This is a genomic window from Roseovarius mucosus DSM 17069, from assembly GCF_000768555.3.
In the GTDB taxonomy this organism is placed as follows: Bacteria; Pseudomonadota; Alphaproteobacteria; order Rhodobacterales; family Rhodobacteraceae; genus Roseovarius; species Roseovarius mucosus.
This window is the reverse complement of the sequence record NZ_KN293979.1, coordinates 1-24,157: the sequence shown is the minus strand read 5'-3', so window position 1 is coordinate 24,157 and position 24,157 is coordinate 1. Positions and strand designations below refer to the sequence as shown.

Here is a 24,157-nt window from a genome sequence, read left to right as displayed (position 1 = left end):
AATTCAGCGCTGTGCGGGATCGGAAGAAACCCGCACAAGCCGCGTAAGGCTGCCAAGGCTCTCGCGTTGGCGGCCCTCCGCGTCGAAATTCGCAGGATCCAGCCAGAATGAAAACGCCTCTTTCAGCGCGGGCCATTCAGCGTCAATCGCGGCAAACCACGCCGTGTCGCGATTGCGCCCCTTGACCACCGTCGCCTGCCGGAAAATCCCCTCATAACTCAGCCCCAACCGCTGCGCCGCCCGTCGCGACGGCATGTTGAGCGCGTCGCATTTCCACTCGAACCGGCGATAGCCCGCCTCAAAAGCCCATTGAATCAAAAGGAAAATCGCCTCTGTCGCAGCGCGCGTGCGCTGAAGGGATGGGGCAAAATTGATATGCCCCACCTCGATCGAGCCCGCCTGCGGCGTGATCCGCAGATAGCTGGCAACACCCCCCACATGCCCTGTGTCGAGGTCGGTAATGGCATAGAACAGCGGATCATTCCCCGCCGCCATTTCCCGCGCCCATCGGTGCAACTGCGCTGACGAGGAAAACGGCCCATAGGGCAGATAGTCCCAGATCGCATCATCTACCGAAAACGCGCGGTGCAAATCCGCCGCGTGTCGATCCGCATCCAACCGCTCCAGGCGCGCGTATCGCCCGATCAGAGAGGTTACATCCGGTGCCGGCGGTGGGGTCCAGTTCAACAGCTTTGGCCCAACTGGCCGGTTTTGCGTCATTTTTTCGGGCCTTGCACAAATACCTTGACGCGACATTGCCTCAATATCGCGTCAAGGGAAAGCCCCGCCTAGTCCTGCGGAATGACCCGCAGGCCCAGTTCCATCAACTGATCGCTCGTCGGGTCAGACGGCGCGTTCATCATCAGATCCTCGGCCCGCTGGTTCATCGGGAACATGATGACCTCGCGGATGTTCGAGGTGCCTGCGAGCAGCATCACGATCCGGTCGATCCCCGCCGCACAGCCGCCATGCGGCGGCGCCCCGTATTGAAAGGCGTTGACCATGCCGCCAAAGCGCTTGCGCACCTCTTCCTCGCCATAGCCTGCGAGCTCGAACGCCTTGATCATGATGTCGAGCTTGTGGTTGCGGATCGCGCCCGAAACCAGCTCATAGCCATTGCAGGCGAGGTCATATTGATACCCCAGAACCTTGAGCGGATCGCCATTCAACGCCTCGATTCCACCCTGCGGCATCGAGAAGGGGTTGTGCGAGAAATCAATCTTGCCCGTGGTCTCGTCGGCCTCATACATCGGGAAATCGACAATCCACGCAAAGGCATAGCGGTTCTGATCGGTCAGACCCAACTCGTCGCCAATGACCGTGCGCGCCTTGCCCGCAACCCGTTCAAAGGCCTGCGGCTTGCCCCCGAGGAAGAACGCGGCATCGCCCACGCCAAGCCCAAGCTGCGCGCGAATGGCCTCGGTGCGCTCAGGGCCGATGTTCTTGGCAAGCGGCCCTGCGGCCTCCATCGCGCCATCGGCCTCACGCCAGAAAATATACCCCATCCCCGGCAGGCCCTCTTTCTGGGCAAAGGCGTTCATGCGGTCGCAGAACTTGCGGCTGCCACCGGTGGGGGCGGGGATCGCGCGGACCTCGGTGCCGTCCTGCTCCAAGAGCTTGGCGAAAATGGCAAAGCCGGATCCGCGGAAATGCTCGGACACGTCCTGCATCTTGATCGGGTTGCGCAGGTCGGGCTTGTCCGTGCCATACCAAAGCGCTGAATCCGCATAGGAAATCTGCGGCCATGCCTCGGGTGCATCGACCGTCTTGCCGCCGCCAAACTCTTGAAACACGCCCGCAATCACCGGCGCGATAGTGTTGAACACATCCGCTTGGGTGACAAAGCTCATTTCCATGTCGAGCTGATAAAAATCCGTGGGCGAGCGGTCGGCGCGCGGGTCTTCATCGCGGAAACAGGGGGCAATCTGGAAATACTTGTCAAAGCCAGAAACCATGATGAGCTGTTTGAACTGCTGCGGCGCCTGCGGCAGGGCATAGAACTTGCCCGGATGCAAACGGCTCGGCACCAGAAAGTCGCGCGCGCCCTCGGGACTGCTGGCCGTGATGATCGGCGTCTGAAACTCGCGGAACCCCTGGTCCCACATGCGGCGGCGCATCCCCGCCACCACATCCGAACGCAGGGTCATGTTGCGCTGCATCGCCTCGCGGCGCAGGTCAAGGTAGCGATAGCGCAGGCGCGTTTCCTCGGGGTATTCCTGATCGCCAAAGACCTGAAGCGGCAATTCGGCGGCAGAGCCGAGCACTTCCATGTCTCGAATGAACACCTCGATTTCGCCGGTCGGGATCTTGGGATTGATCAGCCCCGCGTCGCGCGCCTTCACCACACCATCGATTCGAATGCAATATTCGCTGCGCAGCTTTTCCACCTGCGCAAAAACCGGGCTATCGGGGTCACAGATGAGCTGAGTCACGCCATAGTGATCGCGCAGGTCGATAAAAAGAACCCCGCCATGATCGCGGATACGGTGCACCCATCCGGAAAGGCGGACATCGGCACCCACGTCCGATTTGGTCAGGTCTGCGCAGGAATGGCTGCGATATGCATGCATGTTGGCTCTCCGGTCCCGGCTCGGGGCGTTGGTCTTGGGTTCGGGCCGATACACCTTGGCGGGACGGCAAAGTCAAGGGCGTGGGGCGATGCACACCGCAAAACCGTTTACACAAAGGGCAATCTGCGCAAAAATACCCGCCACACGAGCAGGCAGTCCCGGGGAACACGGGAAGTAGGACCGGTTTGGTACACCGTTGAAATGCGCCGGTTGGGCGCGCGGACATGGGGTGTGACATGTGGACCAAGGCTCTCGATGGGTTGCTGACCCATTTTTTCAAAAGCGGATCTTTGCGCGTGACCTATCCCGATGGTAGCACGCGGACCTATGGGGCGGGGGGCGACGGCGTGGCTGTCACGCTGCACGACCCAACCCTGCCCCGCCGCATCGTGCTCTCGCCTGACCTGGCGGCGGGTGAAGGCTATATGGACGGCACGCTGACCATTGAGGGCGATGATCTATATGGCTTTCTCAGCCTCGCCATTCGCAACATCGGCGCGCAAGGGCAGCCATGGTTTCGCCGCCCGCTTGAGGCGCTACGCTGGTTCAAGCGGCGTCTGGATCAGTTCAACCCGGCGGCGCGCTCACGCGCCAATGTGGCGCATCATTATGATCTCTCGGGCGAGCTTTACGATCTCTTCCTTGATGCCGACCGGCAGTATTCCTGCGCCTATTTCGCCCGCCCCGACATGACGCTGGAAGAGGCGCAGGCCGCCAAGAAGGCCCATATCGCGGCCAAGCTGTTGATCGAGCCGGGTATGCGCGTGCTCGACATCGGCTGTGGTTGGGGCGGCATGGGTCTGACCTTGGCACGAGACTTTGGCGCGCAGGTAACAGGTGTGACGTTGTCGCAGGAACAGCACACGATTGCCAATCAGCGCGCGCAAAAGGCAGGGCTGGCGGACAAGGCGCGATTTCACCTGAAGGACTACCGCGATGTGAAGGGACAGTTTGATCGCATCGTATCGGTGGGCATGTTCGAGCATGTCGGCGTGCCCCACTATGATGCGTATTTCGCCACGGTCGAGCGGCTTCTGGCCCCGGATGGCATTGCGCTGATTCACACCATTGGACGCGCGGGGCCGCCGGGCGCGACAAGCCCCTGGATCACCAAGTATATTTTTCCGGGCGGTTATTGCCCTGCGATGTCCGAGACGATGGCAGCAGTGGAGCGGCACAAACTGGTCACAACCGATGTCGAGGTCTGGCGCCTGCATTACGCGGAAACCCTGCGCCTCTGGCGCGAGCGATTCGAGGCCAACATCGAGCGCGCGCGCGCGCTCTATGATGACCGCTTTTGCCGCATGTGGCGGTATTACCTGATTGCGAGCGAACTGACCTTTCGGCTCAACAATCAGGTGGTGTTCCAGTTCCAGTTGACGCCGAAACAGGATGCCGTGCCGCTCACGCGCGATTACCTCTATTGCGACGGTAATGCTGGCCTGCGCCACGCCGCCGAATAGGACGGATCAGGCTGGAACGGGGGCAAGCGCGCGGGCAAATCGCGCCTTCCAAAGCGCTTCTTCGTATTCGCCCGATGCCGTGCTGTCATAAACCACACCGCCGCCCACGTTGAGGGTGGCGCGCCCGTCCTCGACCATCAGGGTGCGGATGGCCACGTTGAACTCGGCCCGCCCATCCGGCGCAGCCCATCCGATGGCCCCGCAATAGATGTCGCGGGCGTGCTGTTCCAGCTCGGCCAAGATTTGCATCGCCCGCAATTTAGGCGCCCCGGTGATCGAGCCACAGGGAAAAAGCGCGCGCAGGATATCCGACAGACCCATGCCGGGCATCAGATCGGCGGTGATGAGTGAGGTCATCTGATGCAGGGTCTCGTAGGTCTCGACCGAGAAGAGCTCAGGCACGCGCACCGACCCCGGTACACTTACACGGCTGATGTCATTGCGCAAAAGATCCACGATCATCAGGTTTTCGGCGCGGTTCTTGGCATCCGATTGCAAAAAGAAGCGGCGGCGCGCATCCTCTGCCGCATCTGCGCTACGCGGCTGCGTGCCTTTCATGGGCCGGGTTTCGATCCGCCCATCAGCGTGGGTGCGAAAGAACAACTCGGGCGAGCGCGACAGGATCGCAGGCAGGCCCGCCGCCTCGATCAACGCGCCATAGCGCACCGGCTGTATGGCGCAGAGGGCCGCATAGAGGGCCTGCGGCGTACCCTGGGCCGTCATACGCAGCGGAAAGGTGAGGTTAGCCTGATAGATGTCGCCCGCGCATATATAGTCATGCACGGCCTCAAAAGCCCGCGCATAACGCGCCGAATCCCAGTCCGGCACAAGATCGCCAAGCGTGGCCGGACCCGCCTTGAGCGGCGCGGCTGGACCGGGCGCGGCAAAGGTTCCAAATTGCAAGAGCGGCAAACGACGACGCGCGGGCATACAGGACGCCAACCGCGTTTCCAGCGCGTGACCAAGTTCATAGCTGGCAAAACCCGCCAGCCAATAGCCCTCTGCCCGCGCCGCATCAAGCGCCGCAAGTGCACCGGGCACCTCTTCGGGCGTATGGGCCACGATCAGGCGCTCGGCCTGCGCGAACTGGCAGGCGTCGTCGTAGGGACCATGATCGAACCGAATCTGCACGTCGTATCCTCTTGGCAAGTGGAGTGTATTTAGGCCCATGATCCACAAAGCACACCCTTAAATGCGTCGGTTCGGGCCAGTTTTGCGGTCACACGCCCCCTTGACAGCACCTCACCGCCGCGAAACGCTGCACGCATGTGTTTCTGAGGAGGTCGCACGCATGGAGCGGTGGATCGGTGGCGTTGCCTGCCTCTGGCTCATGGCCTCGGTCGCAGAGGCAGGCCAGGTCTCTATTGGCTTCGAGGGACCGGAAGAAGGACCCGCTCCCATCGAAATGCCCGAGGATGGCTACCGCGTCGTCACCCGCGACATGATGATTTCCTCGGCCAGGAAATCCGGCAACGGCAGCGATGGCCCGAACGAAATCGAAAGCGCGATGAACACGCGCGGCGCAGTGGCGATTCTGCGTGAAGCGCCGTTTACCTTCGTATCGCTGGATTGGCAGACAGAAACAGGCGCGCCACAGGTGGTGGTCGAGGGGTATCTGGGGTCGGTGCTGGTTGCACGGGACCGGTTTGTCGCCCGCGGGACATATGACACGTTCACGACCCATCCAGCCGAAGCGCTGCAAGGGCAGGTAATCGACCGGCTGATCCTCTATCCGCAGCGTGACAACCGCGGCATGGGCGCGCTTGACCGCGTCATTCTGGAGGATGCGGCACCGTTGCCCGAAACCTCCTGAGCGCGGCACGGGTTTGCCCCTTGCACCCCGGCCTGTGATGGCTATAACCCCACCAATTTGCGCAGGTGGGCCATCCCCTCCTGCCCTTCCAGCTGCCCGGGGACCGATATGCCGAAAAGAACCGATATTTCATCCATCATGATCATCGGAGCGGGGCCAATCATCATCGGACAGGCCTGCGAATTCGACTATTCCGGTGCTCAGGCCTGCAAGGCTCTGCGCGAAGAAGGGTATCGGGTCATTCTCGTCAACTCCAACCCCGCGACGATCATGACCGATCCGGAATTGGCCGATGCCACCTATATCGAGCCGATCACCCCCGAGGTCGTGGCGCGCATCATCGAAAAGGAACGACCCGACGCACTCTTGCCCACGATGGGCGGGCAAACCGGGCTGAACACCGCGCTGGCCGTGGCGGACATGGGCGTGCTGGAGAAATTCGGCGTGGAACTGATCGGGGCCAACCGCCAAGCCATTGAAATGGCCGAAGACCGCAAGCTCTTCCGCGAGGCGATGGACCGTCTCGGGATCGAGAATCCCAAAGCGACCATCGCCAACAACATGGACGAATGCATGGCGGCGATTGATTATGTGGGCCTTCCCGCGATCATCCGCCCGGCCTTTACCCTTGGCGGCACCGGCGGCGGAGTGGCCTATAATCGCGACGACTATATCCATTATTGCAAGACGGGCCTAGATGCGTCCCCTGTCAGCCAGATCCTGATCGACGAGAGCCTGCTTGGCTGGAAGGAATTCGAGATGGAGGTGGTCCGCGACAAAGCGGACAATGCCATCATCGTCTGCTCAATCGAAAACGTCGATCCGATGGGCGTGCATACGGGCGATTCGATCACCGTGGCCCCAGCGCTTACGCTCACCGACAAGGAATACCAGATCATGCGCAATGGCAGCATCGCCGTGCTGCGCGAGATCGGGGTGGAAACCGGCGGTTCCAACGTGCAATGGGCCGTGAACCCCGAAGACGGGCGCATGGTGGTAATCGAGATGAACCCACGCGTGTCGCGGTCATCGGCGCTTGCGTCCAAGGCCACAGGTTTTCCCATTGCCAAGATCGCGGCCAAACTGGCCGTGGGCTATACGCTCGACGAGTTGGACAATGACATTACCAAGGTGACTCCGGCTTCTTTCGAGCCGACCATCGACTATGTCGTTACCAAGATTCCACGCTTTGCCTTTGAGAAATTCCCCGGTGCCAAGCCGAATCTGACCACCGCGATGAAATCGGTGGGCGAAGCGATGGCGATCGGCCGCACGATCCACGAGAGCCTGCAAAAGGCATTGGCGTCCATGGAAACGGGCCTCACCGGGTTTGACGAGGTCGACATTGAGGGTGCCCCCGACAAGGCCGCCGTTATCCGTGCGCTTTCTGTCGCCACACCTGATCGGATGCGCACCATCGCGCAGGCCATGCGTCATGGCCTCAGTGACGACGAAATCAACGCCGCGACCGCGTTCGATCCGTGGTTCCTTGCCCGTATCCGCGAAATCGTGGACGCAGAAGAGCGCATTCGCCGCGACGGCCTGCCCCTGACCGAAAATGGCCTGCGGCAGCTCAAGATGCTGGGCTTCACCGATGCTCGCTTGGCCAAACTGACGGGACGCGACGAAGGTCAGGTGCGCCGCGCGCGCATCAATCTGGGCGTGCGCGCCGTGTTCAAGCGGATCGACACCTGCGCCGCAGAGTTCGAGGCGCAGACACCCTATATGTATTCCACCTACGAGGCCCCCATGATGGGCGAGGTCGAATGCGAGGCGCGTCCGTCAAACGCCAAAAAGGTCGTCATTCTGGGCGGTGGCCCAAACCGGATCGGCCAAGGGATCGAGTTCGACTATTGCTGCTGCCATGCCTGCTTTGCCCTGTCCAAGACTGGGTATGAGACGATCATGATCAACTGCAACCCCGAAACGGTCTCGACTGATTATGACACCTCGGATCGCCTCTATTTCGAGCCGCTGACCTTTGAGCATGTGATGGAGATCCTGACCAAAGAGCAGGAGAACGGCACGCTGCATGGGGTCATCGTGCAGTTTGGCGGGCAAACGCCGCTCAAACTCGCGCGGGCTCTCGAAGCCGAGGGGATTCCGATCCTTGGCACCACGCCCGATGCCATTGATCTTGCCGAAGACCGCGAGCGGTTTCAGGCGCTTGTGAACAAACTCGGATTGAAGCAACCGCACAATGGCATTGCGAGCACGGACGCGCAGGCACTTGCCATAGCCGAGGACATCGGTTTTCCGCTGGTCATCCGCCCCTCCTATGTGCTGGGCGGGCGCGCGATGGAGATCGTGCGCGACATGGCGCATCTGGAACGCTACATCGCCGAGGCGGTCGTGGTCTCGGGCGATAGCCCGGTGTTGTTGGATAGCTACCTCTCTGGCGCCATCGAATGTGATGTGGACGCGCTCTGCGACGGCACCCGTGTCCATGTGGCCGGCATCATGCAGCATATCGAAGAAGCGGGTGTGCATTCGGGCGACTCCGCCTGCTCATTGCCGCCTTATTCGCTGAGCGATGCGACCATTGCCGAGATCAAGAAACAGACCGAGGCCCTTGCGCTCGCGCTCAATGTCGTGGGTCTCATGAACGTGCAGTTCGCGGTCAAGGGCGACGACATCTATCTGATCGAGGTAAACCCCCGCGCCAGCCGCACCGTGCCCTTTGTGGCCAAGGCGACCGATAGCGCCATTGCGTCAATTGCCGCGCGCCTGATGGCCGGTGAGACGCTCGACGCTTTCCCCTTCCGTGGTCCCTACCCCAAGGAAACCAAGCCAGGCACCCTGCCGATGGCTGATCAGATGACGTTGGCCGATCCCAATATGCCGTGGTTCTCGGTCAAGGAGGCGGTGCTGCCTTTTGCCCGCTTCCCCGGCGTGGATACCATCCTTGGGCCAGAAATGCGCTCGACGGGCGAGGTGATGGGCTGGGATGTGTCTTTCCCGCGCGCCTTCCTCAAGGCGCAGATGGGTGCAGGCGTGGACCTGCCTGAGAGCGGGCGCGTATTCATATCGATCAAGGATATGGACAAACAACCGCAGATGATCGAGGCGGCACAGGTACTGGTAGACCTTGGTTTCGAGATCATCGCGACGCGCGGGACGGCGGCCTTTCTATCAGAGGCAGGCATCGCCTGCGAGATCGTGAACAAGGTCTATGAGGGGCGCCCAAATATCGTGGACCTGCTCAAGGACGGGCAAATCGCGCTGGTGATGAACACGACCGAAGGCACGCAGGCGGTCGAGGATAGTCGTGAAATCCGCTCGGTCGCGCTCTATGACAAGATCCCGTATTACACGACCATGGCCGGGTCGCACGCCGCGGCCCTTGCGATCAAGGCCCGGCAAGAGGGGGAATTGACCGTTATGCCGTTGCAGGGCAGCACGGCCTGACTGGCAAGACAATTCAAGTAGAACGGAGCGGCGCGCCATGGGTGCGCCGCTTTCGTTTCTCAGCCAGAAATGGCTGCGAAATGTATATACATTGCATAGGCAAATTGGTATTCTGTGCCCGGTGGAGGAGCACGGCCCATGGCAGACGGATCGCGCAAACAGAAAGAGCGCAAGGATAGCCAATTGATCCTGCGTATCAACGGCAAGGATCGGGACGATTTCGTTGCGCTCTGCGAGGCTTTGGATACAAGTGCGGCGCGCGAAATCCGTGCCTTCATCCGTAGCTTTGTCGCGGCACATGCGCCGAGAGAGCCCGCGACCTCAGAGGCAGAGGACATCATCGGCGAAAGCACTGGTCCCCAGCCTCAAAAGCACAAATCCAAGCGCGGAAAGAAGCGAAAGTGATCTTCCTCTGATACCGAAGCGCTCCATGTCCCGACGCCCGCCATCACACATATCAATTAACAGCAACTCACGACCTCACAGGAAAAAGACCATGTCAGATCTCAACGACATTCCCGGCGTCGGCCCTGCTATTGCTCATGGCCTCGCCGATATAGGCATCACGACCACCCAAGACCTGAGCAAGGCCGACGTGGCGACCCTAACCAAGGTGCGCGGCATTTCCGAAGCCCGCGCCGAGCGGTTCATCGCTGTGGCGAAGATGGCCGTCGTTAGCCCAGAGATACCCGAGGCAGCCCCGGCGACGCCCAAAGGGCCTGAAGAGAGCAAGCCCTCCAAGGACACGTCGAAGTCCAAGAAAGAGGGCAGCAAGAAGGACAAAAAGAGCAAAAAGAAAAAGGAAGACAAGAAGTCGGGCAAATCCGGCGCGGACAAGAAGCCCAAGAAAGGCAAGAAAAAGAAGTAACACCAACCTTGCGGCACAAACGGCGGATTTCCACGTTCGCCCGACCTGAGCCTCACCGCACCGGCACTTTAACGCTTGCGTCCGGCCTGCCAAGGAGAGCCGAAAGCGGCGGTGGCGACATGCCCGAACGCTATCGGTATTGTCTGGCTTGGCTCAGGTCATGGCCAGATGCAGCAGGACGCCTCCGGGCACTTTTGGCCTACCCTCACGGGCGTTCCGTCTCGACATCCCGGTAAATTCGACCGCGACAGCGGCGGACGACAATCGCTGTGCGCCCCCCTGTTGCGAATTGAAGAATCTCGGCAATTGAGGCAAACAGTCCAACAACAAAGGCCCAAAACCGGGCGGGACAAACGAGCAAGAGGCACGGGTCATGAAGCAATGGGTGATGTTGGGGGCGGTGCTGGCCTTGGCGGGGTGCGGCGGGGGTGATGGCTATCGCGGGAACAACGGTGCGATCCCGATGGCCAGTGGCCCCATAAACAGCGCGTGCATGCAATCCGACCGCAAGGCCCGCTCCCGTGCCCTCTGCGGATGTATTCAAGCCGTTGCAAATGACACGCTGAGCAGTGCGCAACAGCGCCGCGCGGTGCGCTTTTACCGCGATCCGCAGGCCGCGCAGGATATCCGGCAATCCAAGCGCCCCGGCGACGAGCGCTTCTGGGATGCCTACAGCGCATATGCGCAACGCGCCGAGCAGGTCTGTCGCTAAGCCTCTGCGGGTCAGGATTACGGCGCCACCCGAATTACAGCCCAAACGTTGATCACCCCCTCGCATAAGGGCTGCTTAAGTGTTGCTCTGCAACAATAATCACGCTAAGGTTGTATTCTTAATATTGTAATCTCCCTTAAATAGTATCTTCGGACGAAACACCCCTGTGCCGGTTAACTCCGGGCAGATCGGAGCCGTGGGATGCCATTCACTCTATCGATCGAGAGCGCCGGGGGACCCTCCTTTACTGCCGAGCATTTCGGGGGAAACCTGCTTGCGACCCGCGATGTCGTCGGGGAGAATGGCACTTACCCGGACACCGCGGCCACGCTCGGGATTGGCCACCTTCGCTACCCCGGCGGCGCTCTGACCGAGGAATGCGCCTGCATTTACGAGGCGGATCGCCTGTCTGACCCGCCAAGCGCTGATGAAGATCCGGTCCTGACCTCTGTCACCGAAATGTTCCGCTATGCGTCCGAGGCTGGCATCGCTCTGACCATCGTCCTGCCGACCCGTGACTTTCTGACCGATGACACCGATGCGCATGGTCATCGTTTTGCCGCTGTGGACGAAACCGCGGTCCGCAACTTCATCGCGGATATTGCGAATGGCAATTTCGGCCCGGCCCCAACGATTCAGGCCTTTGAAATCGGAAATGAATATTGGGGAAGCGGCGAGATGACCGCGGTCGAATATGGTCGGCTGGCCTCTGAGATGGCCGTGATCATCGACGGCGAAATGTCCCGGAATTCCGAAAGCCCTCAGTTTGCGGACACCGATATTCTCGTGCAGATGGGCACGAACCACGGGCAGTCGAATTTGTCCGACCTGTTTGAGGGCACGGGCACGGAACAACTCGCGGCCGTGAACGAGATGTTCGGCCTGTCCTTGTCCGAGGCGGACTACATCTATTCTTCCGGCGAGGTCGCATGGTCCAAGGTGAATAATGCGATCCTCGTCGACCAGTTCAATACCGAAGCAGAGCGCGCCGCAGTGGATGGCGTCGTCGCGCATATCTATTCACGTGGCGAGGATGTGCCCGGCAGCCGAACGTTTGAACTATCCCAGATCGAGGATACCTGGCTCCATGAAATGCCAGAGCTGAAAATCTATGCGACGGAATGGAATCTCAAACGGACGGTCGGAGAGACACGCGACGAGGAATTCGGCCTGAAGCAGGCCCATGAAATGCTCAACATCGTTGAGGCGTTTCATTGGGGCGGTGTCGATGCCGCGCATGTCTGGGCGCTTCAACTCAACAGCCGCACCGCCTTGACCGAAGTCGAGGGGGACGCCGAGATGCGCGTAGCGGGGGAAATGTTCCGGCTTATGAACGATGTCCTGCCGGGCACCCGGCCACTATCGCTCGTAGGGAGCGAAGGCCGCGAGACCGAAGTGCAAGGCACCACCGCAGATGTGCACAGCTTCTATGCCGAAGACCGGCTCGTAACCTTTATCGCCTCAACCTCTGATGAGGCCGAGGAGCAGATTGTCGATTTCAATAATCTGGTGGCCGACCCGGGCCAGGTCACGATCACGCGACTCGGAGTGGCCGAGGGGGAAAACCCCACTTTCACATCGGCGGTGCCGCGGGTCACCCAAGAGGATTCCGATACGCTCTTGGACGATGGCATTCTGATCACGGATCTCGCCCCTCGGGAAATCCTGATGATCGAAATGACCAATCCCATCTATACCGACGCGGTGCTGGAGATTGCGGAAAACGATCTGCCGGACGATGATCCAGTTCTGCCCATGCTCCCCCCCGAAGACCCGCCACCGGATCAACACGCTGACGATGAGGACGAGGATGGCGGCGGATTGATGTCGACTTTGCTCGGTGTGCTCCCGCTCTTGTTCTTTGCGGGATAGGCGGGCCTGCCCCTACGCCTTCAGCCGATACCCCGTCGCCAACATGCGCCACGCAATAAGGCAAACCGCCAGCGTCGCCGCCGCGCCTACGGTCAACCCGAGCAGAGGGTCGCTGTCCGACACCCCGATCACCCCATAGCGGGCGCCGTCGATGAGATAGAAAATCGGGTTGAAATGCGTGACCGTGTAGAGCACCGGCGGCAGCGCCTCGACCGAGTAGAAAGTGCCCGACAGAAAGGCGAGAGGGGTCACGATGAAATTGGTAATCGCCGCCATTTGATCGAACTTGTTGGCAAAAATCCCAGCGACGATGCCGATCCCGCTCAGAAACCCGGCACCGAGCAGCACAAAACAAAGCGCCCAAAAAGGATGCGCAAGCCCGATCCCGAGAAAGACCCATAACCCAAGCCAGATCGCGACAGCCACCAGCAGACCACGCCCCACGCCCCCCGCAAGATAGCCCAACACCAACTCGCCCGCCGAGAGCGGCGGCATCAGGGTGTCTACGATGTTGCCCTGTACCTTGGAGATGACAATGGACGAAGATGTATTGGCAAAGGCGTTTTGGATGACCGTCATCATCAGAATGCCCGGCGCGATAAAGGTGGTAAAGGCCACGCCCATGACATCGCCACGGGTGGGACCAATGGCGATGGTGAAGATCAGCAGAAAGAGACCTGCCGTGACCAGCGGCGCAAGGATAGTCTGGGTCCAAACCGCCATGAAACGGCGTGTTTCACGCTCTGCCAGCGTGGCCAACCCGAGCCAGTTGACGCGCCCGAACCGCCGTGCGCCCATTGCCGCCATGACGGTCGATCTATCCTCTCGTGCATGATCTGTCATTTGCCGCTCCTTGCCTGGTTGATCTGGCTCTTTTGGGCGTGTTTCCACCACTATGTGCAGCCCGCCCACGATTCGATGCCTTGTAACTCACACGCCAGTGACTAGAATAGGGGCTTGATCAGATTTGCAAGGCGGCGGGCCCGGGGCCCGGTCCGCCTTTTGACCGAAGGAAGCCCCGATGTCCTGGAACGACGAACGCGTTGAAATGCTCAAGAAGATGTGGGGAGAAGGTCAGTCTGCAAGCCAGATCGCCAAGGAATTGGGCGGCGTTACCCGCAATGCAGTGATTGGCAAGGTGCATCGCCTTGGCCTGTCAAATCGCAATGGCACCGGATCAACAGCGGCCCCTGCCCCGAACACGGCGGAAACCAAGGCAAAGCCGGCCGCCGCCGCCAAGGCTGCAGAAGCGCCCAAGCCCGCGCCCAAGCCCGCGGCACGTGTGGAAGAACAGCCGGAGCCTGCGAACGAACCTGTTGTCGTGGCCCCAATCAGCCGGATCAAGGCAATCATTCCCGCAGGCCAACCCCTGCCACCGCAGCCCTCAGCAAACGAGATCGACCCCGAGGCACTGGCCAAGGTGAGCGAGATCGAGAAGAAGGCCAAGAAGCTCACCCTGATGGAATTGACTGAGCGCACCTGCAAATGGCCGGTGGGCGATCCCGCCACGCCCGATTTCTGGTTTTGCGGCCTGCCGGTGCAATCGGGCAAGCCCTATTGCGAAGCGCATGTGGGGGTGGCGTTCCAGCCCATGAGCAGCCGTCGCGACCGCAAACGCTAGAACAGGGTCTGAAACGCGCTCAACGCGATGGTGCCAGATCGCTTGCCGTATCCACATCGCGCAAGCGGTCGACAAACGCGATGCGTGCGCCCGGCAGTGTTTTGATCGTATCGCCGAGGGCATCCGCAGTTGACCAGCGGACCCCCTGAAAAAGCGTCGGCGCGACAGGCCGCGACCGTTTCAGACCGACCAGCCAATAGCCCCCGTCCATCGCCGGGCCGAACACCGCGTCGTTGCGTCCGAGGGCAGAAAAAGCCTGCACGACGTGTGCACGGGTGACACCCGGAATATCCGCACCGATAATGCAGACAGGGCCGGGCGGCATACTCCGCAAGAGCCGCCCCATCCGGTCGCCCAGATCACCCGCACCCTGCGCCACACGGGGCAAATGTGCGGGCCAAACGCGGCTCTTGAGCCCGGCGTGATCCGGGGACACCGCAAGCACCAGCTGCCAGCGGGGATCGTCCACCTCCCGCAAGAGCCGCGCCACCTGATGCCGAAACCACCACGCCGCCGCGACCATGCCGATGTCACGCCCCAGACGCGATTTGACGCGGCCGGGGCGAGGTTCCTTGACCATGACGATCAGATAGCGGCGCATCAGCCAAAGTAATCCCGAAGAATACGGGCATAAATCGCCTTTAGCTGGTGAATCTGCGCCACCTCGACCCGCTCATCGACCTGATGCATGGTCTGCCCGACAAGGCCGAATTCCACCACCGGGCAGTGATCCTTGACAAAGCGGGCATCCGAGGTGCCGCCAGAGGTCGACAGCACGGGCACCACGCCGGTCTCTGCCTCGACCGCGCGCGCGACCAAATCCGAGAGCGGCCCCGGCGGGGTGAGAAAGCTCTCGCCCGACACCTTGACGCGCATCTCGCCGGTGATGCCGAACTCTGCGCAGACTCCGTCCAATTCGGCCTGCATCCAGCTGATCAGATCGGCGCTGTGATGCGCATCGTTAAACCGGATATTGACAGTGGCGCGGGTCTGCGCCGGGATCACATTGGTCGCAGGATTGCCGGTGTCGATGGTCACGACCGCCAGCGTCGAGGGATCGAAATGCGCCGTGCCCTCGTCCAGCCGGTGCGAGGCGAGCCGGTCCATCAGCCGCGCCATGGCAGGCAGCGGATTACGGGCGCGGTGCGGATATGCGGAATGGCCCTGCACCCCGGTCAGCGTGAACCAAGCCGAGAGCGAACCGCGCCGCCCGATCTTGATCATCTCGCCCATGCGCTCGGGGCAGGTCGGCTCTCCGACAAGGCAGGCTGTCATGACCTCGCCCTGCGCCTGCATCCAGTCGAGCAAGGCCACCGTGCCATCCAGCGCGTCGCCTTCTTCATCGCCGGTGATGGCCAGGATCACCGCACCGTCGGGCGGCGTATCGCGCACGAAATCCACCGCCGCCGCAGCAAAGGCCGCAACGCCCGATTTCATATCCGTGGCCCCACGCCCCCAGATCATGCCGTCTTTCTCGACCCCACCAAAGGGTGGCACGGACCATGCCGCCAGATCCCCCACAGGCACCACATCGGTATGCCCGTTAAAGCCGAAACTGCGCGCCGCCCCTTTCGCTCCCCAGCGGGCAAAGAGATTGGGGACCCCGCCGCGATCCACACGAGTGCAAGTGAATCCAGCCTCACCGAGCACCTCTTGCAGCAGGCGCAGGGCACCGCCTTCTTCGGGTGTGACCGAGGCGCAGCGGATGAGATCAGCCGTCAGGCGAGCGGGATCAAGCGGGGTTTCGGGCATGGTATGCGTCCTGTCAGTCGGTATTGGCGGAGGCCTAGCGCGGATCGCAGGCAAAGGCAAACCGGGCGAAATACAACGCATGGCATACGGCGTCTTTGCCACAGCGCGCCTGCGCTTGGAGGGCCAAAGCGAATAAACCTTAACAACGCGCAAATTGTTTGCTATCCAAAAGGATATAATAAAACCCGAGGCAGGGTGATCAAACCACGTCAGGGCCGCCAGATCCGTAAAGGACAGACTGGTCCGCGACATTCGAGCAGCAAGGCGCATCGCAGGCAGTACCATGCGCTATTGCACCCGGATCGGGCGGCCCGCACGGGTCGTGCGTGAGCTTGGCACGCTGCCTCTGAAAAGGGGCAGGCAAAGACATGGTGGCAGGCGTCGAAATTCCGATTAATCGGAACGCATCCGCGATCCAGATGGCGCAGACGATCTTTGGTGATGGCACACAGGTGATCAACGCCTCTTATACAGGCGACCGCGACTCATCGGGCATCTATAGCAACGGCAATGCCATATCGCCCGGTGTCACGCCCAGCGATACGGGCGTCATGTTCTCGACCGGCGATTTGCGCGGCTTCACCAACAACAACTTCTTCCAATCGAACGAGAGCGCCAGCACAACGACCACTTCAAGCGGTCCGAATGGCGTGGCGGATTTCAACGCCGCCGCGGGGGCGCAGACCTTTGACGCGTCTTTCCTCGATGTCGATTTCATCCCCACCGGTGATGTGATGACGATGCAATTCGTCTTCGCCTCCGAGGAATATCCGGAATTCGCCGTGGGCGCATTCCAGGATTTCTTTGGCGTCTGGATCAATGGCAACCTTGTGCCGCTTAGCGTTGGGGACGGCGACATCGACCCCAATAACCTCAACGCCGGGTCCAACAGCAACCTTTTCATCGACAACACCCAAGACCAGTTCAACACCGAGATGGACGGGTTTACCTTGACCATGACCCTGACCATACCGGTCAACTCTGGCGAGGTGAATTCCATCCGCATCGGTATCGCGGACGTGACGGATGCCAACTACGACTCGACCGTTCTGATTGCGGCCGACAGCGTGCAAACCACGCTTGTTGCGATGGATGACACGACCACGCTCTTTCCCGAAGGCACCCGCATCCTCGACCTGCTCGGCAACGACGTCAACAACACCGCAGGCACGCTGACGATTACCCATATCAACGGCAAGGCTGTGTCGGCTGGCGACATCGTCACGCTCAATTCCGGTCAGCAAATCCAGCTGAACGCAGACGGCACCATTGAGGTGATCGGTGATGGCGACACCGAAGTGTTCAACTTCACCTACGAGGTCCAGAGCAGCACGGGCCAGACCGATGTAGGCTTTGTCACCGTCAATTCGGTGCCCTGCTTTGTGGCAGGCACGCTGATCCGAACGCCCGAGGGCGAAGTGCCCGTGGATATGCTACGCCCGGGCGACCTGGTAATGACACAGGATGACGGCGCGCAGCCCCTGCGCTGGATCGGGCATCGACGGGTTGCGGCCATCGGAGATTTTGCCCCGATCCAGATCGCGGCCAATACGTTTGGACGGCACCGTGCGCTGTTGCTCTCACCTCTGCACCGGGTGCTGATCCGCGATTCTCTGGCAGAGTTGCTCTTTGGCGAACGCGAAGTGCTGATTGCCGCGCGTGATCTGGTCAATGACCGATCCGTCCGGCGTATCGAGGGGGGTATGGTGGACTATGTCCACATCCTTTTTGACCGGCATCAAGTGGTCTTTTCCGAAGGGTTGGCCACCGAGAGCTTCTTGCCCGGGCCGCAAACCACCCGAAGCTTTGAGTCCGAGATTGTCGCAGAGATTTGCGCGCTTTTCCCGGAAATCGATCCAGAGACCGGCGCGGGCTATAGCCCCGCCGCACGTCGCACGCTCAAGAGTTACGAGGCGCGTCTCTTGGTGGCGCAGGGCGTGGCGGCCTGACCGATGGGGTGGATCGGAATCTCCGATCAGTCGGGTGGGCGATTTGCCCTGCACGGTCTTGATCGGCAACAAGACGGAACGCCCCCACCCGATGCCAACGCCTTGCTGACACGCGGCACTTTGATGATTGAAACCCGGCTCTCGTCTGAAGGACGGCCGCAAACCTTGGTGGCCTTCAGCCGTAGTCACCCGTGGAGCGGCGGCTTTTCGATACAGGCGCTTCCGGGGGGCGGGATCGTCTTGATCGAGACACAGGCCGGGGATGTACGCCATGCCACCCTGCCCTACCGCGCCGACGATCGCACGGATACCTTGCGTCTAACCTACTCTTGGGACGCGCCTGCCCGTTGGGGACGGCTCTCACTCGAGCGGCCAGAGATGGACCGCGTCCACAGCATTGCATTGCCGCCACCGCATCCGATGCCGCTGGCAGATCTGCGCACTTTGCTGACCGATCCAAGACAACGCCAGATCGACCCGGACGTGATCTTTGTTGCTCTGTCGAACCGGATTGAACCCATCGGCCCAATGCCCGGACTGACAACGAACGTCCCGGTCTGCACCCCAAGCGGCTATATGCCTGTGGGTCAACTCAAACGCGGGCATCTGGTGGATACCGACGAGGGACAGATCGTGCCGGTGCTGCAAACCGTCACGCGGCGAGTGCCCGCCATGGGCAGCTTTCGGCCGGTTCGCCTGCGTGCACCCTATTTCGGCCTCCGCCGAGATATCGTCGTCTCGCCGCAGCAAAGGCTGGTGATCCGTGGCTCTGAGGTGGAATACCTGTTTGGATGCGAGGCCGTTCTGGTTCCGGCGCGACATCTGATCAACGGATTCTCGGCGCTCTACGCCCAGACGTCCGATATTGTCAGCTATCATCACCTGCTGTTGCCCGCCCACGAAGAGATCATCGTGGCAGGCACACGCACCGAGAGCCTCTATATCGGGCGGCTCCGGCGCAACCCTGACCTATTGGGGGCCAGCGTTCTGGCCGGGTTCGACCGCGCCCGCCTTCCGGAACACCCCCGTCCAATCTGGCCGGTACTCAAACCCTATGAGGCGATCACGCTTGCGATGAACCGCGCGGCCTGAGCACTGTTCGGGATGTTGCCTCGCCAAAGGAGGCGGGCAATTCGATCCAGACCCGCGCGCCACTTGGCACGTCAAAATCTATCCCCACACTGCCAGACATCGCCTCGGCCTTGATTCGTGCGATAGCCAGCCCCATACCCGCGCCGAATGTCGTTCCCGTCGCATGCGCTAACCGCTCAAAGGGCGCAAAGGCCAGTGCTGGATCGACCGCCCCAAAACCGGGCCCATTATCAGAGACCGTGATCCTATGATACCCGGCCCGCTCACCCGCGACCGCGACCGTCACACAGCCGCCAGTTCCGCAATACCGCACGCCGTTTTCCAAGAGTTGCTCCAATGCCTCCTGAAACAAGGTAGGATCCGCGAGGACGAGTGAGCTGGTTTCCTCTGCCACAAGCGTGATGCCACGCTGTGTCGCTTCGGGACGGTAGGTCTCAACCACCCGCTCAACCACATCCGCAACAGGCACCGGAACCAGCGTCACAGCCGAGCGCCGCGCTGCGATATCCGCGAAATGCATGGTCTTTTCCACTGTCGCCAAGAGCGTCTCACCGGATTGCATGATCCGACCGGCAAAGTCGGCCTGCTGCGCATCCCCCTTTTTCATGCCATCCTCTCGCAAGAGTTCAGCAAGACCGATGACCGCATTCAGCGGCGTGCGCATCTCGTGGCTGATCCCCGACAGCAAGACCGTCTTGGCACGGCTCGATTGTTCGGCATCCTGACGGGCACGCTTGATCTCGGTCGAATGCTGCGCTGAGACAATCGCAAAATAGAACACCGGGTAGACAATGATACTAAACGCCGTGAGGGCTGACATAGGGGCGTAATACCGAATGGCCGTGGCTTGGTCGATGATCGGAGTCTGGACATCGTGCAACACAAACCATGTGAACCACAGGATAATTGGCAAGGCCACCATGGCCGCGATGTAGAACCTGTCGCGGTAGATAGAAAAAACGGCAAAGGGAAAGCCCACCATCGGAACCAGCATGATGTCGATATGCCCGTCGACATGCACGACACACGCCCCTAGGAAAATCGCAACATTGGTTGATGTCAGCCAACAGGTATTGACCCAGACCAAAGGCAATCGGTTCTTGAGCACCCGCACAAAGGCAAAGCCACCAAAGGCGAGCGCGCCGATGAGGAAAACCTCCAACTCACCACTGAGCCCGGTGATCACCATCCAAACCGTGGTGAATGAAAGCCCGAGCCAGACAAAGGCAAAAGACAATTTGCGGCGGCGCGCACCCCCCGTCCAACCGGCTTTTCATCATGGCCTGTTGTACCATAGGTACTGCTGCCTCTTTGTCATATTTCAAGGTGAACCGTAGCACATGTCGTGCCATCTCGCTCGCGTTTCACGATATGGGCAGACCGACGTAGCGTTCAACCAGCGCATACATACGTTTCAAACGATCAATGTAAAACGGAATTTTATTCCGCTTTCGACACCTACGCGCGCCATTGACAGGCTTTTGCCCAATCGCACCCCAATAGATTGAACCCGATCCCTCTGGCATCACCGCGTTACGATCCTAGGGAGAGTTTACCTTGGGGCAACCTGTTCTGCTTGCGCTGCTAGGTCGCAGGCCGAACCGGCCCGTATTCAGTCAAAAAACGGCGTCATCTGCGCGACGATGACTGAATTTTCATCCAAGGCGCGCTGCATCAGGGCGCGCTCTTCATCCGAGATGTCATGGCCTTCCGCCTCACGCTCGGCCAAGGTGCCATAGCCTGACACATCGAGCGGCGCGCAATCGGCCTGCTTCAGGATTGCCACGGTTTCACGCACGGCTTCAGCCTCATCCACACCCGAGGCATAGATCATCAGGGCCGCGCCGGTGGCCTTGTCGGGCAGGCCGTCGCCGCTCTTGCGCCCGATTTCGACCAAGAGCGTATAGACCTGTTGCCGATTGGCTTTCTTTTCCGTGTCGCTCATCCCCGGCCCTCCAACGGCCTTTCGTTGCGCGCAGACCTGAGCCAAGGCGCACGCAAAGTCAAGCGCGCCCGCTTTCCTTCGCCCTGCGGGACGGATAGCCTATACCCAACGCACGCGAAGGAGGACATAGAGTGAAACGGATCAAGGATATGGTGGCAGAGGCGAACGCGGTGGTCCCCCACGCCCCCGCAGCAGAGTTGCTGGCGCTTCACGGGGTCGAGGACGTGATCTTTGTCGACCTGCGCGACCCGCGCGAGCTGGAGCGCGATGGCATGATCCCCGGCGCCTTTCACTGTCCGCGCGGGATGCTCGAATTCTGGATTGACCCCGAAAGCCCCTATGCCAAGCCGCAATTCCAGAGCGGCAAGCGCTTTGTGTTCTATTGCGCGTCTGGCTGGCGTTCGGCCTTGTCAGCGCGCACCGCGCAAGACATGGGGCTGGAAGGCGTGAGCCATCTCAGCGACGGGTTCAAAGGCTGGCAGGCAGCCGGTGGACCGGTCGGAGAAAAGCCCCAAAAGGGCTGATCATGCCCCTTGCATCCCGCGCCCGCTTTGCGCAACGTGGCCTCGCATTTGAGAGAGGGCGCAGGCCATGTCGAGCAGGATCATTGTCGTCGGCGCGGGTATCTGCGGGTTGAGCGCGGCCATCTGGCTGCGCCGCGCAGGCCATGATGTTACCTTGCTGGACAAGGATGGGCCGGGTGCCGGCGCATCCTTTGGCAATGCTGGTCTTTTGGCGCAGTGGGCCATCGTGCCGGTCAATACACCCGGAGTGATGGCCACGGGTTTGAAATATGCCCTTAACCCCAACAAGCCGCTCTTCGTGCAATGGTCCTATTTCCCGCGCCTGATCCCGTGGCTTCTGAAATTCGCGGCCAATGCAAACGACCGCGACACCCGGCGGATGGTGGCGGGCATCACCGGTATCGTCGCGGATAGTCTGGATCAGCATCTGGCGCTGACGCGCGGCACGCGGGCGGAAAAATGGGTGGCCTCCAGCGATTTCAGCTATGCCTACGCGAGCCGCGCCGATTTCGAGGCCGATGCCTACGGTTGGGCGCTGAAACGCGCGGCAGGTTATGTGCCAGAGCTGTTAGAGGGCGGCGCGGTGCAAGAGGCGGAGCCGATTCTGGGCCCCGCAACGCAATGCCTTGCCACGCTGAAAGGGCACGGCCACATCCTCAACCCCGGTGCTTATATGGCCGATCTGGCAGCCGTATTGCTGGACGAGGGCGGGCAATATCTGCAGGCCGAGGTGCGCGACATCACCCTCACCGATGGGCGGATCAGCACGGTCGAGACGGATCGTGGTGCTATGCCTTGCGATGCGGCGGTTTTGGCGGCGGGGATATGGTCCAAGCCGCTGATGGCGAAACTGGGCCTCAAGGTGCCACTTGAGGCCGAGCGCGGGTATCACCTGCATTTTACCGCACCGTCGCAGATGCCGCGTAACCCGATGATGATCACGACCGGCAAATTTGCGGTCAATCCGATGGCGCACGGTCTGCGTTGCGCGGGCACGGTGGAATTGGGCGGGATCACCAAGGGCCCCTCGCGCGCGCCATTGGACCTTATCCGACGCGGCGTGGCGCAGGTCTTTCCGGATCTGGCCTATGAGGGCGTCGAGGAATGGATGGGCTTTCGCCCCTCTACCCCCGACAGCCTGCCGTTGATCGGCGAGATCGGGCAGACGGGGGTTCATGCGGCCTTTGGTCATCAGCATATCGGCCTGACCGCAGGGCCCAAGACAGGCAGGATCGTGGCCGACCTGATAAGCGGCAAGCGTCCAAATATCGACCTTGCGCCCTATGACGCCAACCGGTTTTCCTGACGACAAGCGGAGTGCCGCGATCTTGCAAAGATCGCGGTCCGAAATCTTTTCAAGATTTCGGCGCCCTCACTCGTAACTGCGCAGATCCTCGATTACCTTGCCATCATTGGGCAGGCTGCCGGGCGGTACGATCTCGATCCGACCCTTGAGTTTGAGGGTCTCCACCACCGACCCCGCGAAATGCTCGGCCTCGCCCCCCGTCGCTTCGATCCGCACGGTCATCACATCGGCCTCGCCCTCGCGGCTGGCGATGACACGGGCACGCGCAATTGTGTCATGCCGAGCGACCAATGCAGCCACCTGTTCGGGGCGCACGAACATGCCCTTGATTTTAGTCGTCTGATCGGCGCGGCCCATCCAGCCCTTGATGCGCAGGTTGGTACGGCCGCAGGGGCTTTCCCCCTCCATCACTGCGCTCAGATCGCCAGTGGCGAAGCGAATGAGCGGATAATCGGGGTTGAGCGTCGTCACCACCACTTCGCCCACCTCGCCGGGGGCAACCGGATTGCCGGTGCCGGGAGTCACGATCTCGACAATCACGTCCTCGTCCACGATCATCCCCTCCTGCGCCGCACTCTCGTAGGCGATATTGCCCAGATCGGCGGTAGCATAGCATTGCAGACAGGCGATCCCGCGCGCGGCATACTCCGCACGCAGCGACGGAAAGAGCGCACCGCCCCCGACAGCGGCCTTTGTGATCTTGAGGGAAAGTCCCATTTCTTCGGCCTTGTCGAGAATGACCTTGAGATAATCGGGCGTGCCCGCATAGGCGGTAACGCCAACGTCATGCGCGGCGCGCGCCTGCAACTCGGTCTGGCCGGTGCCGGCAGGCAGCACCGCGGCCCCGACGGCCCGTGCGCCATTCTCGAAGATCATGCCCGCAGGGGTCAGGTGATAACCAAAACAGTTCTGCACGATATCGCCCCGCCCAACACCGCAGGCATGCAGAAATCGGCCCATGCGCCACCAGTCATGGCTGACCCCGCCCGGCTCATAGATCGGGCCGGGGGATTGAAAGATATGGGCAAACCCCGAGGCAGGCAGGCTTGTCAGCCCGCCAAACGGGGACGCCGCCCCCTGTGCGCGACCCAGATCGGATTTGCGCAGAACCGGCAGGCGCGCCAGATCCTCGACCCGGGTGATCTGAGCGGCCTCCACCCCGTCCAAGGCCCCGTCGTAGCCGGGCAGCGCCTGCGCACGGCCGATCTGGTCTGGCAGGGCGCGGGCGAGCGCCTCGGCGCGCGCCTCGGCGCGCGCCTCGG

21 protein-coding genes are annotated in these 24,157 nt (G+C 61.2%); 12 read left to right on the top strand and 9 right to left on the bottom strand.

Annotated elements, in window-relative coordinates; translation table 11 throughout:
• Positions 1–3: 3 nt before the first annotated feature.
• Positions 4–720, bottom strand: coding sequence for a GNAT family N-acetyltransferase (locus ROSMUC_RS09110; protein ID WP_037272106.1), 717 nt, complete (start codon positions 718–720; stop codon positions 4–6).
• Positions 721–788: 68 nt separating this feature from the next.
• On the bottom strand, positions 789–2,570 hold the full coding sequence (gene aspS / locus ROSMUC_RS09105) for an aspartate--tRNA ligase (RefSeq protein WP_037272937.1): 1,782 nt from the start codon (positions 2,568–2,570) through the stop codon (positions 789–791).
• A 236-nt stretch (positions 2,571–2,806) separates the two neighbouring features.
• On the opposite strand from aspS, the gene ROSMUC_RS09100 reads away from it, so the two are divergent.
• A complete protein-coding gene (locus tag ROSMUC_RS09100; protein WP_037272104.1) occupies positions 2,807–4,033 on the top strand; it encodes an SAM-dependent methyltransferase in 1,227 nt (408 codons plus the stop codon).
• Positions 4,034–4,039: 6 nt separating this feature from the next.
• On the opposite strand, the gene ROSMUC_RS09095 is transcribed toward ROSMUC_RS09100, so the two are convergent.
• Positions 4,040–5,164: an aminodeoxychorismate synthase component I gene (locus ROSMUC_RS09095; protein ID WP_037272102.1), complete on the bottom strand. Its 1,125-nt coding sequence runs from the start codon at positions 5,162–5,164 to the stop codon at positions 4,040–4,042.
• Positions 5,165–5,324: 160 nt separating this feature from the next.
• On the opposite strand from ROSMUC_RS09095, the gene ROSMUC_RS09090 reads away from it, so the two are divergent.
• The 6 genes from ROSMUC_RS09090 (at position 5,325) to ROSMUC_RS09065 (ending at position 12,706) form a co-directional block, all read left to right on the top strand.
• Complete coding sequence (locus ROSMUC_RS09090; protein ID WP_037272099.1) at positions 5,325–5,846, top strand: hypothetical protein; 522 nt, start codon at positions 5,325–5,327, stop codon at positions 5,844–5,846.
• Between the two features lie 108 nt (positions 5,847–5,954).
• Entirely contained in the window at positions 5,955–9,254 is a 3,300-nt protein-coding gene (gene carB / locus ROSMUC_RS09085; RefSeq protein ID WP_037272096.1) for a carbamoyl-phosphate synthase large subunit, read from the top strand.
• 138 nt (positions 9,255–9,392) lie between these two features.
• Positions 9,393–9,659, top strand: coding sequence for a hypothetical protein (locus ROSMUC_RS09080; protein WP_037272094.1), 267 nt, complete (start codon positions 9,393–9,395; stop codon positions 9,657–9,659).
• A 91-nt stretch (positions 9,660–9,750) separates the two neighbouring features.
• Positions 9,751–10,122, top strand: a complete 372-nt coding sequence (locus ROSMUC_RS09075; protein ID WP_037272092.1) for a helix-hairpin-helix domain-containing protein — start codon at positions 9,751–9,753, stop codon at positions 10,120–10,122.
• 373 nt (positions 10,123–10,495) lie between these two features.
• Positions 10,496–10,834: a hypothetical protein gene (locus ROSMUC_RS09070; RefSeq protein WP_037272090.1), complete on the top strand. Its 339-nt coding sequence runs from the start codon at positions 10,496–10,498 to the stop codon at positions 10,832–10,834.
• 201 nt (positions 10,835–11,035) lie between these two features.
• Complete coding sequence (locus ROSMUC_RS09065) at positions 11,036–12,706, top strand: hypothetical protein (protein ID WP_037272087.1); 1,671 nt, start codon at positions 11,036–11,038, stop codon at positions 12,704–12,706.
• Positions 12,707–12,718: 12 nt separating this feature from the next.
• Here the strand turns inward: ROSMUC_RS09065 and ROSMUC_RS09060 are convergent, their stop codons facing one another.
• Positions 12,719–13,549: an ABC transporter permease gene (locus ROSMUC_RS09060; RefSeq protein ID WP_037272085.1), complete on the bottom strand. Its 831-nt coding sequence runs from the start codon at positions 13,547–13,549 to the stop codon at positions 12,719–12,721.
• 178 nt (positions 13,550–13,727) lie between these two features.
• Between ROSMUC_RS09060 and ROSMUC_RS09055 the strand changes: the two genes are divergently transcribed.
• Positions 13,728–14,327, top strand: coding sequence for a GcrA family cell cycle regulator (locus ROSMUC_RS09055; RefSeq protein ID WP_037272083.1), 600 nt, complete (start codon positions 13,728–13,730; stop codon positions 14,325–14,327).
• Between the two features lie 19 nt (positions 14,328–14,346).
• Here the strand turns inward: ROSMUC_RS09055 and ROSMUC_RS09050 are convergent, their stop codons facing one another.
• Positions 14,347–14,928, bottom strand: coding sequence for a TIGR04282 family arsenosugar biosynthesis glycosyltransferase (locus ROSMUC_RS09050; RefSeq protein WP_037272081.1), 582 nt, complete (start codon positions 14,926–14,928; stop codon positions 14,347–14,349).
• A complete protein-coding gene (gene dapE / locus ROSMUC_RS09045; protein ID WP_037272078.1) occupies positions 14,928–16,079 on the bottom strand; it encodes a succinyl-diaminopimelate desuccinylase in 1,152 nt (383 codons plus the stop codon). Before dapE ends, ROSMUC_RS09050 begins: the two co-directional genes overlap by 1 nt.
• Positions 16,080–16,447: 368 nt before the next feature.
• Between dapE and ROSMUC_RS09040 the strand changes: the two genes are divergently transcribed.
• Entirely contained in the window at positions 16,448–18,028 is a 1,581-nt protein-coding gene (locus ROSMUC_RS09040; RefSeq protein ID WP_037272075.1) for a Hint domain-containing protein, read from the top strand.
• A 3-nt stretch (positions 18,029–18,031) separates the two neighbouring features.
• A complete protein-coding gene (locus ROSMUC_RS09035) occupies positions 18,032–19,120 on the top strand; it encodes a Hint domain-containing protein (protein ID WP_037272072.1) in 1,089 nt (362 codons plus the stop codon).
• Here the strand turns inward: ROSMUC_RS09035 and ROSMUC_RS09030 are convergent.
• Positions 19,092–20,357, bottom strand: coding sequence for a sensor histidine kinase (locus ROSMUC_RS09030; RefSeq protein WP_052115299.1), 1,266 nt, complete (start codon positions 20,355–20,357; stop codon positions 19,092–19,094). The genes ROSMUC_RS09035 and ROSMUC_RS09030 overlap by 29 nt on opposite strands.
• 375 nt (positions 20,358–20,732) lie before the next feature.
• Positions 20,733–21,065 carry a hypothetical protein gene (locus tag ROSMUC_RS09025; RefSeq protein WP_052115298.1) on the bottom strand — a complete coding sequence of 111 codons (333 nt, stop codon included), beginning with the start codon at positions 21,063–21,065 and terminating at the stop codon, positions 20,733–20,735.
• Positions 21,066–21,196: 131 nt separating this feature from the next.
• Here ROSMUC_RS09025 and ROSMUC_RS09020 point away from each other — a divergent pair, with 131 nt between their 5' ends.
• Positions 21,197–21,589: a rhodanese-like domain-containing protein gene (locus ROSMUC_RS09020; protein WP_206018438.1), complete on the top strand. Its 393-nt coding sequence runs from the start codon at positions 21,197–21,199 to the stop codon at positions 21,587–21,589.
• A 67-nt stretch (positions 21,590–21,656) separates the two neighbouring features.
• Positions 21,657–22,895: an NAD(P)/FAD-dependent oxidoreductase gene (locus ROSMUC_RS09015; RefSeq protein WP_037272063.1), complete on the top strand. Its 1,239-nt coding sequence runs from the start codon at positions 21,657–21,659 to the stop codon at positions 22,893–22,895.
• A 66-nt stretch (positions 22,896–22,961) separates the two neighbouring features.
• Here the strand turns inward: ROSMUC_RS09015 and ROSMUC_RS09010 are convergent.
• A partial coding sequence (locus tag ROSMUC_RS09010; RefSeq protein ID WP_037272060.1) for a phenylacetate--CoA ligase family protein occupies positions 22,962–24,157 on the bottom strand: 1,196 nt, incomplete at its 5' end.